The 14,890-nt window shown below is 68.3% G+C and carries 16 protein-coding genes; 14 read left to right on the top strand and 2 right to left on the bottom strand.

Annotation, left to right across the window (positions count from 1 at the left end):
- A partial coding sequence (locus AC1DXV_RS03155; RefSeq protein ID WP_477932446.1) for a hypothetical protein occupies positions 1–441 on the bottom strand: 441 nt, incomplete at its 3' end.
- Between the two features lie 92 nt (positions 442–533).
- Between AC1DXV_RS03155 and AC1DXV_RS03160 the strand changes: the two genes are divergently transcribed.
- The 13 genes from AC1DXV_RS03160 (at position 534) to AC1DXV_RS03220 (ending at position 12,944) form a co-directional block, all read left to right on the top strand.
- Positions 534–1,556, top strand: coding sequence for a LacI family DNA-binding transcriptional regulator (locus AC1DXV_RS03160; RefSeq protein ID WP_477871429.1), 1,023 nt, complete (start codon positions 534–536; stop codon positions 1,554–1,556).
- Positions 1,557–1,735: 179 nt separating this feature from the next.
- On the top strand, positions 1,736–2,980 hold the full coding sequence (locus AC1DXV_RS03165; RefSeq protein ID WP_477871431.1) for an ABC transporter substrate-binding protein: 1,245 nt from the start codon (positions 1,736–1,738) through the stop codon (positions 2,978–2,980).
- A 24-nt stretch (positions 2,981–3,004) separates the two neighbouring features.
- Positions 3,005–4,036 carry a carbohydrate ABC transporter permease gene (locus AC1DXV_RS03170; RefSeq protein WP_477932448.1) on the top strand — a complete coding sequence of 344 codons (1,032 nt, stop codon included), beginning with the start codon at positions 3,005–3,007 and terminating at the stop codon, positions 4,034–4,036.
- Positions 4,037–4,042: 6 nt separating this feature from the next.
- Positions 4,043–4,945, top strand: coding sequence for a carbohydrate ABC transporter permease (locus AC1DXV_RS03175; protein ID WP_477932450.1), 903 nt, complete (start codon positions 4,043–4,045; stop codon positions 4,943–4,945).
- A 36-nt stretch (positions 4,946–4,981) separates the two neighbouring features.
- The gene (locus AC1DXV_RS03180; protein ID WP_477932452.1) at positions 4,982–6,070 is read left to right on the top strand and encodes an ABC transporter ATP-binding protein; all 1,089 of its coding nucleotides are present in this window, start codon (positions 4,982–4,984) and stop codon (positions 6,068–6,070) included.
- A 28-nt stretch (positions 6,071–6,098) separates the two neighbouring features.
- Entirely contained in the window at positions 6,099–7,061 is a 963-nt protein-coding gene (locus AC1DXV_RS03185) for an AraC family transcriptional regulator (protein ID WP_477871437.1), read from the top strand.
- Positions 7,058–8,548, top strand: coding sequence for a glycoside hydrolase family 16 protein (locus tag AC1DXV_RS03190; protein ID WP_477932454.1), 1,491 nt, complete (start codon positions 7,058–7,060; stop codon positions 8,546–8,548). Before AC1DXV_RS03185 ends, AC1DXV_RS03190 begins: the two co-directional genes overlap by 4 nt.
- Before the next feature lie 98 nt (positions 8,549–8,646).
- On the top strand, positions 8,647–9,363 hold the full coding sequence (locus AC1DXV_RS03195) for a hypothetical protein (RefSeq protein ID WP_477869957.1): 717 nt from the start codon (positions 8,647–8,649) through the stop codon (positions 9,361–9,363).
- Positions 9,364–9,396: 33 nt separating this feature from the next.
- A complete protein-coding gene (locus AC1DXV_RS03200; protein ID WP_477932456.1) occupies positions 9,397–10,107 on the top strand; it encodes a family 16 glycosylhydrolase in 711 nt (236 codons plus the stop codon).
- 31 nt (positions 10,108–10,138) lie between these two features.
- Positions 10,139–10,258 (top strand): alpha/beta fold hydrolase, encoded by a 120-nt coding sequence (locus AC1DXV_RS03205; protein ID WP_477869961.1) that lies wholly within the window; start codon positions 10,139–10,141, stop codon positions 10,256–10,258.
- Between the two features lie 128 nt (positions 10,259–10,386).
- A complete protein-coding gene (locus AC1DXV_RS03210; protein ID WP_477932458.1) occupies positions 10,387–10,887 on the top strand; it encodes a MipA/OmpV family protein in 501 nt (166 codons plus the stop codon).
- A 19-nt stretch (positions 10,888–10,906) separates the two neighbouring features.
- The gene (locus AC1DXV_RS03215) at positions 10,907–11,593 is read left to right on the top strand and encodes a response regulator transcription factor (protein WP_477869965.1); all 687 of its coding nucleotides are present in this window, start codon (positions 10,907–10,909) and stop codon (positions 11,591–11,593) included.
- Positions 11,565–12,944, top strand: coding sequence for a sensor histidine kinase (locus AC1DXV_RS03220; RefSeq protein ID WP_477932460.1), 1,380 nt, complete (start codon positions 11,565–11,567; stop codon positions 12,942–12,944). The genes AC1DXV_RS03215 and AC1DXV_RS03220 overlap by 29 nt, the downstream gene beginning before the upstream one ends.
- A 46-nt stretch (positions 12,945–12,990) precedes the next feature.
- Here the strand turns inward: AC1DXV_RS03220 and AC1DXV_RS03225 are convergent, their stop codons facing one another.
- Positions 12,991–13,950: a LysR family transcriptional regulator gene (locus AC1DXV_RS03225; protein WP_477932462.1), complete on the bottom strand. Its 960-nt coding sequence runs from the start codon at positions 13,948–13,950 to the stop codon at positions 12,991–12,993.
- 102 nt (positions 13,951–14,052) lie between these two features.
- Here AC1DXV_RS03225 and AC1DXV_RS03230 point away from each other — a divergent pair, with 102 nt between their 5' ends.
- Positions 14,053–14,889 carry an NAD(P)H-dependent oxidoreductase gene (locus tag AC1DXV_RS03230; protein ID WP_477932464.1) on the top strand — a complete coding sequence of 279 codons (837 nt, stop codon included), beginning with the start codon at positions 14,053–14,055 and terminating at the stop codon, positions 14,887–14,889.
- Position 14,890: the final 1 nt, after the last annotated feature.

The raw sequence follows: 14,890 nt of genomic DNA on the forward strand, positions 1-14,890 counted from the left end.
GCCCTCGAACACGCGTGTCTGCACGAGCAGCTCGCGTTCGCCCGCGATCTGCGACAGCAGCGACTTGAAGGCATCCAGCGTCGGCTCGTCCATGTCGTGTTCGTCGCCGATGTTCCCCCCGGGAAAGCGCAGCGCAGCGGCCGGAACCTTGGCGATCTCCTCGCGGAATTCCGTCACCGACATCCAGTTGCCGAAATTGAAACCAGACAGCACCTGCCGGTTGACGGCCGGGCCGGCGCGCGTGGGGTCGATGCGCACCGTGGCGACCTGCGCGTTCGCCCAGCTCGCCACCGTGAGGGCGAAGACGCCGACGCAGCGAGCGACCGAACGGAGGGGAGTGGGGGGAGGAATGCATGTCGGCTTCATGGCCGGCACGATAGCCTGCCGTGCAAGCGCTTGCAACCTGCTGGCCTGATCGTTCTTGCGAATCGGCGGGAGCAAGCGGGAAACCCCGGGGTTTCCCGGGCGTGATACCCCCGATCAATGGGCTTTCTCCTTCCCTGGGCAAGCGGGGCAAGCGCTATCATCGGGCCATGCCCATCGAAAACACCAGCGTCACGCTCGAAGAGGTGGCGCGCCTGGCCGGGGTTTCCACGAGCACGGTGTCGCGCTACCTGAGCGGCACCCACGTGGTCGCCGAGGAGAAGGCGACGGCCATCGAGAGCAGCATCAAGCGCCTGAACTACCGGCCCAACCTGGTCGCGCGCGGGCTCGCCAAGGGCCGCACGATGACCGTCGGCGTCCTGACGCAGGAGATCTCCAGCTCGTTCTTCAACGAGGCCATGCGCGGCGTCGAGGATGGGCTGGCCAGCCACCACTACGAGGCCATCTTCGTGAGCGGCCACTGGAACAAGGTCGAGGAAGAACAGCGGCTGATGTCGCTGATGGGCCGCCGGGTCGACGGCGTGATCCTGCTGGTGGCCGAGCTGGACGACGAGTTGCTGGATCGCCATGCGCAAGGCGTTCCCACGGTGCTGCTCGGGCGGCAGTCGGCGTCGATGCGGGTGCATTCGCTGTGCTTCGACCACTACGCCGGCGCCTGCGAGGCGGTGCGCCACCTGCTCGAACTCGGCCATCGCAGCATCGCCTTCATCGCCGGCCCGCCGGGGCGCCAGGATGCCGACGAGCGCTTGCGCGGGTACCGCGACACGCTGGTCGCGGCCGGGCTGCCCTTCGACGAGCGGCTGGTGGCGCCGGGCGGCTATGTGGAGACCGGGGGCGTGACGGCGATGAACATGCTGCTCGATCGCGGCCTGCCGTTCAGCGCGGTGTTTGCCGCCAACGACGACTCCGCCTATGGCGCGATGCTCTCGCTGTACAGGCGCGGGCGGCGCGTGCCGGACGACATGTCCATCGTCGGCTATGACGACCTGTCCCATTCCTCCTTCTCGCTGCCTCCCCTGACCTCGGTGAGGCAGCCGCTGCGCGACCTCGGCCGGGAGGCCGCGGGGGCCGTCGTCGCGCTCATCGATGGCCGCAAGCCACCGCGCGCGACGATGGCGAAGCTGGAGTTGATCGTCCGCGAATCGACCAAGGCGGTCCCCGTCACACGCTGACACGGTGCGCCCCATTCGGGTGCACGACCCACCGCGAAACCRCAAGATCGGCTAGGTCGTTCAGGGTTCCCCCCCGGGCCGGTGCCGGCGCACAGTTCCTACACTGCCGTGCAAGCGCTTGCATGAGCATTGTCACGGACACGGCAGGCGCGTCGTCGGACCACCCCAGAGGAGATGAAGTGAAATTCGCAACCAGGCTCAGTCTCGCCACGCTGCTGGCATCGGCCACGGGCCTTGCCACGGCCCAGACGGTGCTCACCGTCGCATCGTTCAAGGATCTCGACCGTTCGGTGCAGGCGGCGATCCCGCTGTACAAGAAGATCCACCCCGAGGTCGAGATCAAGCTGGTCGCGCTCGGCTACGGCGACCACCACAACGCGATGACGACGGCGCTGGCCACCGGGGCGAACCTGCCTGACGTGATGGGCATCGAGATCGGCTTCGTCGCCAAGTTCGCCGAAGGTGGCGGCGTGGAAGACCTGTCCAAGCCGCCCTACAACGCGCTGCAATACAAGGACAGGTTCTTCAGGTTCACGGTGGCGCAGGCCACCAGCCGCGGCGGCATCTTCGCCGCAATGCCGGCCGACATCGGCCCGGGTGCGCTGTTCTATCGCAAGGACCTGATGGACAAGGCCGGCGTCACCGAGCCCCAGCTCACCCAGTCGTGGGCCTCGTTCATCGAGGCCGGCAAGGCGCTCAAGGCGAAGACCGGCGCCTACCTGATCCCGCATGCCGCGGCGATCAAGGACATCATGATCCGCTCGGGCCTGAAGGACGGCGAAGGCATCTACTTCGACAGCAAGGGCAGGATCCTGGTCGATTCGCCGCGCTTCGTGGAAGCCTTCGAGACCGCCAAGCTGGCGCGTGCGGCCGGCATCGACGCGAAGGTCGGCGCCTGGAGCAACGAGTGGAGCGAAGGCTTCAAGCGCGGCACCATCGCCTCGGAGATGATGGGCTCCTGGCTCGCCGGCCACCTGAAGAACTGGATCGCGCCGGACTCCAAGGGCAACTGGCGCTCGGCCGGCCTTCCCGGCGGCGTGAGCGCGTCGTATGGCGGCAGCTTCTACGCGATCCCGAAGGGCGCGAAGAACAAGGAACTCGCCTGGGACTTCGTGAAGTTCATGACGACCAGCAAGGAGGTGCAGATCGCCGCCTTCCGCGAACTCGATGCCTTCCCGGCACTCGTCGAGGCCACCACCGACCCGTTCGTCGACCAGCCGATGGACTTCCTCGGCGGCCAGAAGGCACGCCAGGCCTGGCGGGCCACCGCGGCGAAGATTCCCGCCACCGAAGTGGACAAGCTCGACCCGGTGGCCGCCGAAGTCGTGAGCGCCGAGTTCGACAAGGTGCTGGAGCAGGACAAGGACGTGAAGACGGCGCTGGCCGATGCGAAGAAGGCGATCGAACGCCGCGTTCGCCGCTGATCCCCCGAGCCCGGAAGTCCTCCCATGTCCGCAGTCCCCGCCCCGCACGGAACGCCGGTGAAGAAGACGAAGCGGCGCCGGCTCAAGCCGTGGCGCTTCATGCCCTATGTGTTCGTCGCGCCGTTCTTCATCCTCTTCCTGACGTTCGGCCTGTTTCCGCTGCTGTTCTCCGCGTATGCGTCGTTCTTTCGCTGGGAGCTGACGGCGGGCCTGGGGAGCATGAAGTGGGAGGGCCTCGGCAACTACGCCTTCGTCCTGCAGTTCGATGACCTGCCCTGGTCGCAATTCTTCTCGGGGCGGTTCTGGTCGGAGCTGTACGCGCGCGACTTCTGGCGCGCGATGTACAACACCTTCTGGCTGGGCATCGTCTCCGGCCTGCCGCAGCACCTGATCGCGGTGCCGCTCGCGTTCTTCATCCACACGAAGTTCCGCCGCGCGCGCAACCCGGTGATCGCGATGTACTTCCTGCCGTACATCACCAACACCGTGGCGATCACGCTGGTGTTCTCGTCGCTGTTCTCGCGCGACTTCGGCGTCATCAACCAGGTGCTCACCGGCCTGGGCCGGCTGGAGATGTTCGGCCTGCATCCGCTCGCCTGGCTGTTTCCGGTGCAGAACGTCGACTGGGGGCGGCCGGAGTACACGCGGCCCATCGTGTCCTTCATCGTCTGGTGGCGCTTCGTCGGCTGGAACACCGTGCTCTACCTGTCGGCGCTGCAGACCATCCCGAAGGACCTGTACGAAGCCGCGACCATCGACGGTGCCGGGCTGTGGCAGCAGTTCCGCTACATCACGGTGCCATTGCTGCGCCCGATGATGCTGCTGGCCGTCACGCTGACCATCATCGGCAACCTGCAGCTCTTCGAGGAGCCCTTCATCCTGACCGGGGGCACCGGCGGGGTGGGGCAGGTGGCCGAGACGGTGGCGATGCAGATGTACAAGGTGGGCCTCAACGATGGCGACTTCGGCACCGCGTCGGCCGTCGCCTGGCTGATGTTCATGGTGATCGCCGCGCTCACGTGGCTCAACAACCGCACCCTCGGGCGCAAGGATTGACCGGCCATGACCGCATCTCAACTCACCGCCCCGGCCATCGCCAGGGCCCCCGCCTCGGGCAGCCGGCGCGCACGGCTGCTGCGCAAGCTCAGGCCCTCCGGGTGGCTGCCCTACGCCATCGTGATGATGGGGGCGCTCATCATGCTGGCGCCGTTCTACTTCATGTTCGTCTTCGCGACGCACACCAACAGCGACATCCTCTCGATGCCGCCGCCGCTGTGGTTCGGCTCGGCGCTGGTCGACAACATCCACCAGCTGGTCGCGCTGCGCCCGCACTTCTGGCACAGCCTGGGCTTGTCGCTGTGGGTCGCCGTGGCGGCCACCGCGCTCAACCTGTTCCTGTGTTCGCTGGGCGGCTATGCCTTCGCGATGTACGAGTTCCCGGGGCGCGACACGCTGTTCGCCGGCCTGATGGCGACGATGCTGCTGCCGGCCTTCGTCGGCATGATCCCGTTCGTGCTGCTGATGAAGGAGATGGACTGGCTCAACAGCACGCGCGCCCTCATCGTGCCCGGCGCCTGCTCGGCCTTCGGCGTGTTCATGATGCGCCAGTACATCGGCTCGGCGCTGCCGCGCGAGCTCGTCGAGGCGGCGCGCATGGACGGCTGCGGCGAGTTCGGCATCTACTGGCGCGTCGTCGTGCCGCTCATCGGGCCGGCCATGGGCACGCTGGGCCTCGTCACCTTCATCGGTTCGTACAACAACTTCGTCGGCGCGCTGCTCGTGATGAGCCAGCAGGAGATGTTCACCGCGCCGCTCGTGCTGCGCTCGCTGCAGGGCACCGGCCAGACGCCCTGGGGCGCCATCAGCGCAGGCTCGGCCATCACGGTGCTGCCGCTGCTGATCCTGTTCGCCGCCTCTTCACGCCGCCTCATCGAGGGCCTGTCCGCAGGCGCCGTCAAGGGATGAGGTGCATCACCTGCATCACTGCGAAGCAACACTGACATGACTCACCTGACCCTCCAGGGCATCGAGAAGCAATACGGCCAGGGCCCTCGCGTGCTGCACGGCATCGACCTGCATGTCCCCTCCGGCGAGTTCATGGTCTTCGTGGGGCCGTCGGGCTGCGGCAAGACCACGCTGCTGCGGTCCATCGCCGGTCTCGAGGACGTGAGCGCCGGGAAGATCTTCATCGGCGACGAAGAGTCGCAGGACCTGCCGCCGGTGGACCGCGGCGTCGCGATGGTGTTCCAGAACTACGCGCTGTACCCCCACATGACGGTGGCCGAGAACATCGGCTTCGCGCTCAAGTTCACCGGGCTCGACAAGACCGAGGCGCACAAGACGGTGATGCGTACCGCCGAGATGCTGCAGATCGTGCCGCTGCTCGAACGCAAGCCGAAGGAGCTGTCCGGCGGCCAGCGCCAGCGCGTGGCCATCGGCCGGGCCATCGTGCGGCATCCGAAGGTGTTCCTCTTCGACGAGCCCTTGTCCAACCTCGACGCCGCGCTGCGCGTGCAGCTGCGCATGGAGCTGGCCCGGCTGCACCGCGAACTCGGCACGACGATGATCTACGTGACGCACGACCAGGTGGAGGCGATGACGCTGGGCACGCGCATTGCGGTCTTCAATGCCGGGCGCATCGAGCAGGTCGGCAGCCCGCTCGAGCTGTATCACCAGCCGAAGACGCGCTTCGTCGCCGGCTTCCTCGGCTCGCCGAAGATGTGCTTCCTGTCCGGCATGGCGCACCAGGAGGCCTCCGGCCTGCGCCTGTCGATGGGCGACGCCGGCAGCGTCTTCCTGCCGGACCAGAGCCTGCCCGGCGCCGCGCGCGAACTCACGCTGGGCGTGCGCCCGGAGCACCTGCGCTTCGTGGCGGCGGGCGGCGGCTTGAAGGCCACGGTCGATCAGGTCGAGCACCTGGGCGACTGCGACATCGTCCATACGCGCCTGGCCGGCCATGCCGAGCCGGTGGCCATCAAGCTCGCGAGCGGCAGCCGCCCGCTGAGCGCCGGCGACGTGGTCTGGCTCCGGCCCGACYCGAGACACTGCCATCTGTTCGATGCGGAAGGGCGCGTGGTCGACGCGCGCTGAATCTTGGCCCCCACCGAGGAGTTGCCCGATGAACACGAACCTCCTGGTCGCCGACGCCGCTGCGCAGCTCCGGTTTGCGCAAGGCCCTCTGCCCGCGGGCGCCGGGCCGCTGAAGGCGCTCGTGCGCCCGCGTGAGCAACCCTCGCTGCGCAGCCACCACCTGCGGCGCATGGAGCAGGTGCTGGACCACGTCGAGACGCACCTGTCGAAGGACCTGAGCCTGGAGCGGCTGAGCGACTGCGCGGCGTTCTCGCCGTTCCACTTCCACCGGCTCTTCCTCGCCTGGACCGGCGAGACGGCGAAGGAGTTCGTGCGCCGCCGCCGCCTCGAGACGGCGGCCGGCCGGCTGCGCCACTGCCCGAACGAGAAGGTCACGGCCGTCTCGCTCAATTGCGGCTTCGCCTCGCCGGAAGCCTTCGCCCGTGCCTTCCGCGAGCACTTCGGCATGACGCCGTCCCGCTGGCGTGCGGGCGGGTGGATCGACTGGCGAAGGCCGGCCGACGACGGCCGGGCCGCCGCGAGCTGCCGTGTCGAACTCCGGCACTTCGAGGCGAAGGAATGCCTCTACATGCGCGAGCGCGGCGACTACGGCCACAGCTCGGAGGTCCTGCACACGCGCTTCGTGCCCTGGGTCGACAGCATGGGCTTGTCGGACCGGCCGATGCTGTCCATCGGCCTCGACGACCCGGCCATCACGCTCGCAGCGCATTGCCGCATGGACGCCTGCGTCGAGCTGCCCGCCGGCTGGCAGGACCCCGGCCTGCGGGCCATGCGCAAGAGCCTGCCGGCGCACTGGGCGGCCTGCCTGCGCTACGAAGGCCCGTCGAGCGAGATCGGGCGCGGCTGGAACACCTTGCTCACCGAGTGGCTGCCGGCATCCCCTTTCGAACTCGCGGAAGGACATTTCATCCAGCGCTGCGAACCCGGCTCGCCGCCGCCCGGTTCGCCGTTCGTGCGCTGCGAGCTGTGCATGCCGGTCAGCGCGGCATGAAGCGCGCAGCGTGGTACCTGGCGGCGCTTGCCGCGGCGTGGCTGGGCGTGCCGGCCTGGGGTGCCGAGCCAGCGTCGGTGGTGTGGGCTGATTTCAGGACGCCCCCGGCCGGCCGCGAGCGGCCGCCGGTGACGCTTCTGCAGATCTCCGAGAAGCCCGGCGATGTCGCGGCCGACGCGCTCGGCGTCTACGACGGCGGGGTGCGCGTGTCCGGCCGCCTGAGCCGTGCGCGCGGCAGCGCGTGGAGCACGCTGGGGGTCGACGTGGGGGCGGGCCGCGGTGGGGCGGCGGTCGACCTCTCGGCCTTCCGGAACCTGCGCATCCGGCTCGTGTCGCCGACCGAACAGGTGCTTCGCATCCGCATCAAGGGCACCGACACGAAACTGCAGAACACCGGCTGCTACCCGGTGCTGCTGCAGCGGGTGCGGGGCACGATGGACATCGACATCCCGCTGGCGGTCTTCGAGCCCGAGCCCTATTGCGCCGGCAACGGCGCGAGCATCGCGCAGACCCTGCCGGCCGTCGCGAGCGTGGAGGTCACGGCCAACGAACCGTCGCCGGAGCCGGTGCGCTTCGAGCTGGGGCGCATCGAGTTCCTGAATGCCGCGGGCGACGCGGCGACCGCGGCAGCGCCGCTGCCGCCGGCGGTCGTTCCCCGCGAGATGCGGGACGGCGCATGGCGGCTCGCCTGGGCCGATGAGTTCAACGCGGCCGCGACGGTGCGGGTCGACGAGAAACGCTGGCGCGTGCACAAGGCCCCCGGCGGCGCGAGCCCGCAGTTCGACGGCAACGGCCGCTTGCTGCTGCCGCCCGCGAGCAGCCTGCGCGTGCGGCCGACGGGCGCGATGATCTACGGCCGCATCGAGTTGCGCGTGAAGCTGCCGGCCGGTGCCGCGCGCATCTCGTTGCAAGGCGCACCGCTGACATCGCTCGACTGGCTGGAAGCCGGCGAGATCGCACTGATCGAGAAGGACGGGACCGACCTCCAACTCGGCCTGTATGCGCAGGGCATCGCCGACGAGCCGGCGTTCCATGCGCCGGTGGAGTTGACGCCTTCGGGCGATGGCTTCCACCGCCTCTCGCTCGAATGGGACCCGGTGAAGATCCGATGGGCCGTCGACGACGTGGCGGTGAAAGCGGTGCTCCGCGCCGACGTGCCCGCCGGTGCGCGCGAGGTCTTCGAGCAATGGCCCTTCCTGCTGAACCTGGAAGCCGGACCGGGCACCGAGCCGATGCTCGTCGACCATGTCCGCATCTACCAGAAGGACGRGCTGGCCGCCTTGTCGCGCGAGCGGCTTGCGACCTGGAAGACGGCGTACGAGTCGACGAAGGTCGCGGTGAACGCCGCGGCGCCGGTTGCCCGTCCCGCGGCCAGGCCGGTGCCGCCGCGCAAGGCGGCCGAGCCTGCGGCACCTGCAACGCCGGCCGCGCGCACGCGCGTCGTCACCTGCGAGCGCAACAAGTTCGGCTTGATGATGTGCTATTGAGCCCTGAGCGCAAGAACGGCACGGTCAAGCGCAAAGACGCGACTGTGCCGGCGGCAGGGTGAGAACACCATCCACGTGTCACTTCACAGGAGACATCAGTGGATCAGATCTATCGGCGTTCATGCACCGCCTTGACGGCACTCTTCAGCGCCGTGGCGCTCACGGCCTGCGGCGGGGGAGGGTCCAGCACCGCCACGCCGGCGGCCTCTGCGCCACCGTCGGCGCCCGTGCCGGCTCCCGTTCCGGCACCGCCCTCAGGCCCTTCGTCGAGCGACGTCGCATTCGCGACGCCTTCGAGCGCGACGGACACCAGCGAGGCCGGCAAGATCGAGACCTACGCCTTTGCCGAGAAGGGCAGCGAACTCGTTGCCGGTGCGGCGGCGTATGCACCGGGCGAGGCGAGCTTCAGCGCGACGCTGTCGGGCAGCCAGGCCTACGCCGGTGCGGCAATCCGGCTCTACGCGCCCGGCAACACCGGCGCGGCGCCGGTCACCGCCTTCAATGCCGCGGGTTTCACCAAGCTGAAGATCCAGCTGAAATCGTCGAGCGACGGCGTGTTGTCGATCAAGCTCCAACCGAGCCCGGTGGCCGGTGACGGCTGCACGGCGACGGCCCAGGCCATCGTCAACTCGAGCCTGTCCGAACTCGTCATCGACCTGAGCGACGCGATGTTTCCGCTGCCGGACTACTGCAACGGCATCGGCTCGAAAGTCGGCACCGTCAAGGGCGGTCTCTTCGCGGTCGACGTGATCAACGCCGCGACCACCACGGGCGCGCACAACCTGAGCGTGGGCACCGTGAAGCTCGCCCCCTGATCGCGCACGACAACCCACAACAAGGAGACAAGCATGATCACTTCCATCGTCAAGGGCGCCTTCGCCCTGGTGCTGGCCCTGGGCCTGCACCTGAACGCGCAGGCCACCAACTTCTTCGACGGATTCGACGGCACGGGCGGTCCCAACGGATCGAACTGGGAGACCGCCAACTGGGCCAATGGCGACATCTTCGGCTGCACCTTCGCCTTCAGCGAAGCGTGGCTGACGGGGTGGGGCGGGCTGGACCTGAACGTCAATGGCAGCAACCGCAACGCGGTGAAGTGCGCCGAGGTGCGCACCTGGCAGAGCTTCCAGTACGGCAAGTTCGTGACCCGCCTGCAGCCGGGCACGATCCCCGGCGGCAACAGCTCGTTCTTCCTGTACACCGGCAACGCGGGCACGTCCAACCACTTCGAGATCGACCTCGAGTTCATCAAGGGGGGCACCGTCCTGCACACCAACGTGTGGACGGCGGGCCAGCAGAACTTCCAGCAGTTCGCCATCGCCACCGGCTGGCGGACCATCGGCTTCGAATGGCGTCCGACCTTCGTGCGCTGGTTCCACGTCAACGATGCCGGCGTGGAGATGGAATTCCGGCGCGTCAACACGGCGTTCTCGGCTCCGATGCGCCTGATGCTGAACCACTGGGTCGGCAACAACTCGGCGAACGCCGTCGGCTTCGTGGGCACCTACAACGGTGGCGGCGGTCCGGCCTACTACGACTGGGTGAAGGTCTCGGACTGAGCCGCGTCGTCGTACCATCGAGGAGCGGACCATGGCGCAGGACCTGGTCGCCCTGATGGACCATCTCGGGTTCACGCGCTTCGCGGTCGCGGGCCATGACCGCGGCGGCCGCGTCGCCTACCGGCTGGCGCTCGAGGCGTTCTTCGTCTAGCGCCGCCGCATCGAGCAGAAGTCGCATCCGCAACAAGCAGGCGGTTTGCGGCCCCGTCGGAAAGTGTTCGGTAAGCGTCGAATGCAGAGCATGCCTACCTTCTCAACTTCGACAGGGTAGTGCTCCTCATGCGCACCAGCATTCGTTCCTCAACGGCTCGCCCATCCATGCCCGAGGGCTTTGGCGAGGTGAAGGACGCCTTGGGCGGCAGGGTGTTCGTGACGACGCGCCTGGGCGGTGCGGCGGCGACGTTCTCGTACACCCAGGCGCTGACCGAGAAGCAGCGAGGGCTGCAGCTCGAAGCGCGAGTCTCCTACCCGTGGCGAGCCACTGGGCGGCTGACGCTGGTTCCGAGCGTGGCCGTCAGCGCGGGCAACGCAAAGTACATGAACAGCTACTTCGGCGTGGACGCGGCACGCTCGGCCGGCTCCGGCCTGCCGCAGTATTCGTTGAAAGGCGGTGTCAAGGAAGCGACGTTCGGGGCGTTGGCCAACTACAAGCTGACCGAACGCTGGGCGATCGTCGGCGGCGTGGTCGCCGGGCAGCTCCTGGGCGACGCTGCGGACAGCCCGATCGTCAAGCGAAAGTCGAATGCCACCGGGATCCTGGGCCTGACCTGCGCGTTCTGACGCAGGTATAAGAAAGGACATGAACCGGATCCTGTTGATCGAAGACAACCTGGCGTTGGCCGGGTTGATCTCGAACGCGCTGGCTGCGGCAGGCGTGGCCGCCGACGTGTTCGACCGCATGGATGCGGCGAGGGCGGCCATGCGCCATGTCGACTACGGCGCGCTGGTGCTGGATCGTGGGCTGCCCGATGGCGACGGGTTGGTGCTGCTGCGCAGCCTGCGCTCGGCCGGCTCGCAGCTGCCGTGCCTGGTCCTCACCGCGCGCGACGCGCTGCACGATCGGGTGGATGGGCTGGAAACCGGCGCGGACGACTATCTCCCGAAGCCGTTTGCCATGGATGAGCTGGTGGCGCGCATACGGTCGCTCCTTCGCCGGCCCGCGAGCACCTGGCGCAGCCTGGAGCCCGTGTACGGCGATCTGAAGCTGCGAACGCAGGCCTGCCAGCTGGAATGCCGCGACCAGCAGATCGTCCTGGCGCCTGCCGAGTTGCAGATCATGCTGCAGCTGGTGCAGGCGGCCGGCGACACAGTGCGCCGCAACAAGCTGGAAGCCGCTGCATGGGGCCTGTCGGAGGCCGTCACGCCCAACGCACTCGACGTGGCACTGCACAGGCTGCGCCGCAAGCTGGGTGTCATCGGCTCTGCCGCGGAGATCGTCAACATGAGAGGGCAGGGCTATGCGCTTCGTCAGACCGGACTGGGTTGACAGCCTGTCGTTCCGCATCGTGCTGGCCCATCTGCTCGGCAGCGTGCTGAGCCTGGGCCTGGTGGCCGGCGTCCTGGTGTCGGTCTTCGGGCAGCCGCTGATGTCCGGGCGCAGCGTGGCGATGGCCGACCTGATCGGCGCGCTGCAGTTCGACGCRCAGGGGCACCCCGTGGAGGTGGCTCACTCCGAGCAGTTCGCGTGGATGTATCGCAGCATGGGATCGGAAGTGACCTACCGCGTGCTGGATCCGGCCGGCGCGGTGGTCCTGTCGCCGAGTGCGGACCGGCGCCCGCTGACCTCGTCGGTCGAGGAGGGCCTGTTCGCGGCCAACCTGGATGGTGTCGCGCTGCGCGGCCGGACCGTGGCGGTGATGCACGACGGACAGCGGTGGCTCGTGCAGTTCGCCGCCAGCCAGCGCCTGAACGACCGCCTGCGCAACGACCTCTGGCTGCCCCTCGTCGGCTCGGGCGCGTTGGTCGGTGGCGGCGTGCTGCTGGTGGTGGTCACGGTCATCACCAGCATCACGCTGGCGCGGCTGCTCAGGCCCCTGGTCCAGACCTCGGCGCAGGTCGCCCGGATCACCCCCGAGGCGCTCGATGCGCGGCTCGACGAAGCCCGGGTGCCGTCGGAGATCCGTCCGCTTGTGCACAGCTTCAACAGCGCGCTCGAGCGGCTGGAGCGGGGTTTCGAACTGCAGCAGGAGTTCCTGGCGACCGCAGCGCATGAACTCAAGACACCGCTGGCGATGATCAGTGCGCAGATCGAGGCGGAGCCCCATCTCGTGAGCCGGGCCACGTTGCTCAGGGATGTGCAGCGCATGGCTCGCCAGGTGCAGCAGCTGCTGATCCTGACCGAGACGCGCGAGGCGCAGAACTATCGCTTCGGCAGCGTCGAGCCGCGCCTGCTCCTCGATGAGATGGGCAGCTACCTGCAGCGCCTGGCGGATGTGGCGGGCGTGGACATCGCGTTGCAGGTGCCGGCCGGCCTCCCACCGTGGAGAGCCGATGGCGGCGCCTTGTTCACGCTGCTGAAGAACCTCGTGGAGAACGCCATCCAGCATGCGCCGCGCAACACGGTGGTGCGTGTGCAGGCGACGCACGACGGGCTGTGCGTCAGCGACGCCGGGCCCGGTGTTGCCGAGGACGACCTGCCGAAGCTCTTCGCGCGGTTCTGGCGCGGCGACACGCGGCGCAACGACGGTGCCGGTCTTGGCCTGTCGATCTGTCGGCAGATCGCCGAGGCGCACGGTGGCACGCTGACGGCTCACCGTGGTGCACCTGGATTGCGGGTTTGCCTGCATCTTCCAGCAGATGCTGCGCTCGCCCGCCAGGCCCGCCATTCGCGCGGTTGAAAGGGCCGATTTCTTCATGGGGGTAGGGGGCTGCACACGCTACGCCTCAGCGTGCGCCGCGGCGGGCGTGCTGAGGCCCGGAAGGGGACCCGCGCGGGATGCCAATTCGACTGTCGAAACCGTGAACGATGGCCTCTCTCACCCACCGCTGCCCCGCATGCCCATGCCCCCGCTCGTGCCAGACCATCCCCACCGCGAACCCTTCCACGGGAAACGGCGGCTCGACGAGCAGCAGCCTGTCCCCTCGGTCTCGCACCAGAAGCTCCGGCACCAGGGCCACGAAGTCGGACCCCGCCACGATCTCCGGCACGAACAGGAACGAAGCCGCCGACAGCACCACCTTGCGCTTGTGCCCCAGCGCCGCCAGCGTGCTGTCCACCGGCGTGACGAAGTCGGCCCCGCGCAGCGAGACGATCACGTGCTCCAGCTGCGCAAACTGCGCGACCGAGATCTTGCGCCGCAGCCGTGGATGGTCCCGCCGGCCGATCAGCACATAGCGCTCATCGAACAGGTGCCGCGTCCGCAGGCCCGGTGGCGCGACCTCCGGCGTCATCAGCGCCAGGTCCACGTCGCCCCGCGCCATCTGCGCTTCCAGCTGCGGCAGGTCCAGGTTGCGCAGCGCCACGCGCACGCCGGGTGCCCGGGTGCGCAGCTCCACGACCAGCGGCTTGACCACGGCCGCCTGCAGGTAGTCCGTGCAGGCGATGGTGAAGGTCAGCTCCGCCTTGGCCGGGTCGAAGTTCCGGTGCGTGGCGACGGTGGCGCGCACCAGGTCCAAGGCCTGGCGCAAGGGGTCCAGCAGCTCGATGGCCTTGGCGGTCGGCGTCATGCCGCGTTGCGCAGGGATGAGCAACGGGTCGTCGAACGCGTCGCGCAGGCGGCTCAACTGCGCGCTGACCGCCGGTTGACTCAGGTGCAGGCGGGCGGCCGCCTTGGTCACGTTCTGCTCCACCAGCAAGGCCTCCAGCGTGACGAGCAGGTTGAGGTCGAGGCGCATGCTATCCATGCCATGGATAGTAGCCAAACAAAGCCTCGATTTCACAGATGGTTCGCGACTGCCGAGACTTGCGCCATCGCCCTACCGGCACCACCGATGAAGAGTGAATCGATGCAGAAGAAGGTCTTGATCGTCCATGCGCACCCCGAGCCCACATCGCTGACCCGCCAGCTCGTGGAGGTGTCCTTGCAAACGCTGCGGCAGCAGGGGCACGAGGTGCTGCAGTCGAATCTGTACGACATGCGCTGGAAGGCCGTGTTCGACGAACACGATTTCCCCAGCCGGGCCGACCCGGATCGCCTGTCGTTCATTTCGGAGTCCGGGCACGCCTATTTCGGTGGACATCAGGTCGTGGACATTGCCGCCGAGCAGCAGAAAGTGCTGGCTGCCGATGCGGTGCTCTTCCAGTTCCCGCTCTGGTGGTTCGGCATGCCGGCCATCATGAAGGGCTGGGTGGACAGGGTGTGGGCCTACGGCCTCGCGTACGGCTACCGGAACGCGGGCAACCAGTACCGCTATGGCGATGGTGCCTTCAAGGGCAAGCGGGCGATGCTCGCCGTCGCGGTCGGCGGCCCGGCCAGGGATTATTCGCCGCGGGGCATCAACGGGCCGCTCGAGCAGTTGCTCTTCCCCATCACGCACGGCTCGCTCCATTTCCCCGGCTTCGACGTGCTGCCCACCTTCGCCGTCTATGGCACGGGACGCATCGCTGCGGAGGAGGTCGCTGCGGCCAGGCAAGCCTGGCGCTCGCGCGTCGAACGTCTCTTCGAAGAAGCGCCCATCCCCTTCCGGCCGCAGAACGGTGGCGACTATCCGGACGGCCACGTCCTGGCGGCTCATGTCGCGGCCGGCCAGAGCGGACTGGTGGCGCACATCGCGGATGCGGAGGCGGACATCAGCGCCCGTGACGCGCGTTCGGCAGGAACCGATCCGTGCCTCAGGTGCTGAT

Source organism: Rhizobacter sp. P3_C12 (assembly GCF_056402735.1).

Bases quoted from the DNA above. Each gene is read 5' to 3' on its own strand.
- AC1DXV_RS03185 (WP_477871437.1), top strand. From the start codon at position 6,099: ATGAACACGAACCTCCTGGTCGCCGACGCCGCTGCGCAGCTCCGGTTT.
- AC1DXV_RS03200 (WP_477932456.1), top strand. From the start codon at position 9,397: ATGATCACTTCCATCGTCAAGGGCGCCTTCGCCCTGGTGCTGGCCCTG.
- AC1DXV_RS03225 (WP_477932462.1), bottom strand. From the start codon at position 13,950: ATGGATAGCATGCGCCTCGACCTCAACCTGCTCGTCACGCTGGAGGCC.
- AC1DXV_RS03210 (WP_477932458.1), top strand. From the start codon at position 10,387: ATGCGCACCAGCATTCGTTCCTCAACGGCTCGCCCATCCATGCCCGAG.
- AC1DXV_RS03205 (WP_477869961.1), top strand. From the start codon at position 10,139: ATGGCGCAGGACCTGGTCGCCCTGATGGACCATCTCGGGTTCACGCGC.
- AC1DXV_RS03230 (WP_477932464.1), top strand. From the start codon at position 14,053: ATGCAGAAGAAGGTCTTGATCGTCCATGCGCACCCCGAGCCCACATCG.
- AC1DXV_RS03160 (WP_477871429.1), top strand. From the start codon at position 534: ATGCCCATCGAAAACACCAGCGTCACGCTCGAAGAGGTGGCGCGCCTG.
- AC1DXV_RS03215 (WP_477869965.1), top strand. From the start codon at position 10,907: ATGAACCGGATCCTGTTGATCGAAGACAACCTGGCGTTGGCCGGGTTG.
- AC1DXV_RS03170 (WP_477932448.1), top strand. From the start codon at position 3,005: ATGTCCGCAGTCCCCGCCCCGCACGGAACGCCGGTGAAGAAGACGAAG.
- AC1DXV_RS03175 (WP_477932450.1), top strand. From the start codon at position 4,043: ATGACCGCATCTCAACTCACCGCCCCGGCCATCGCCAGGGCCCCCGCC.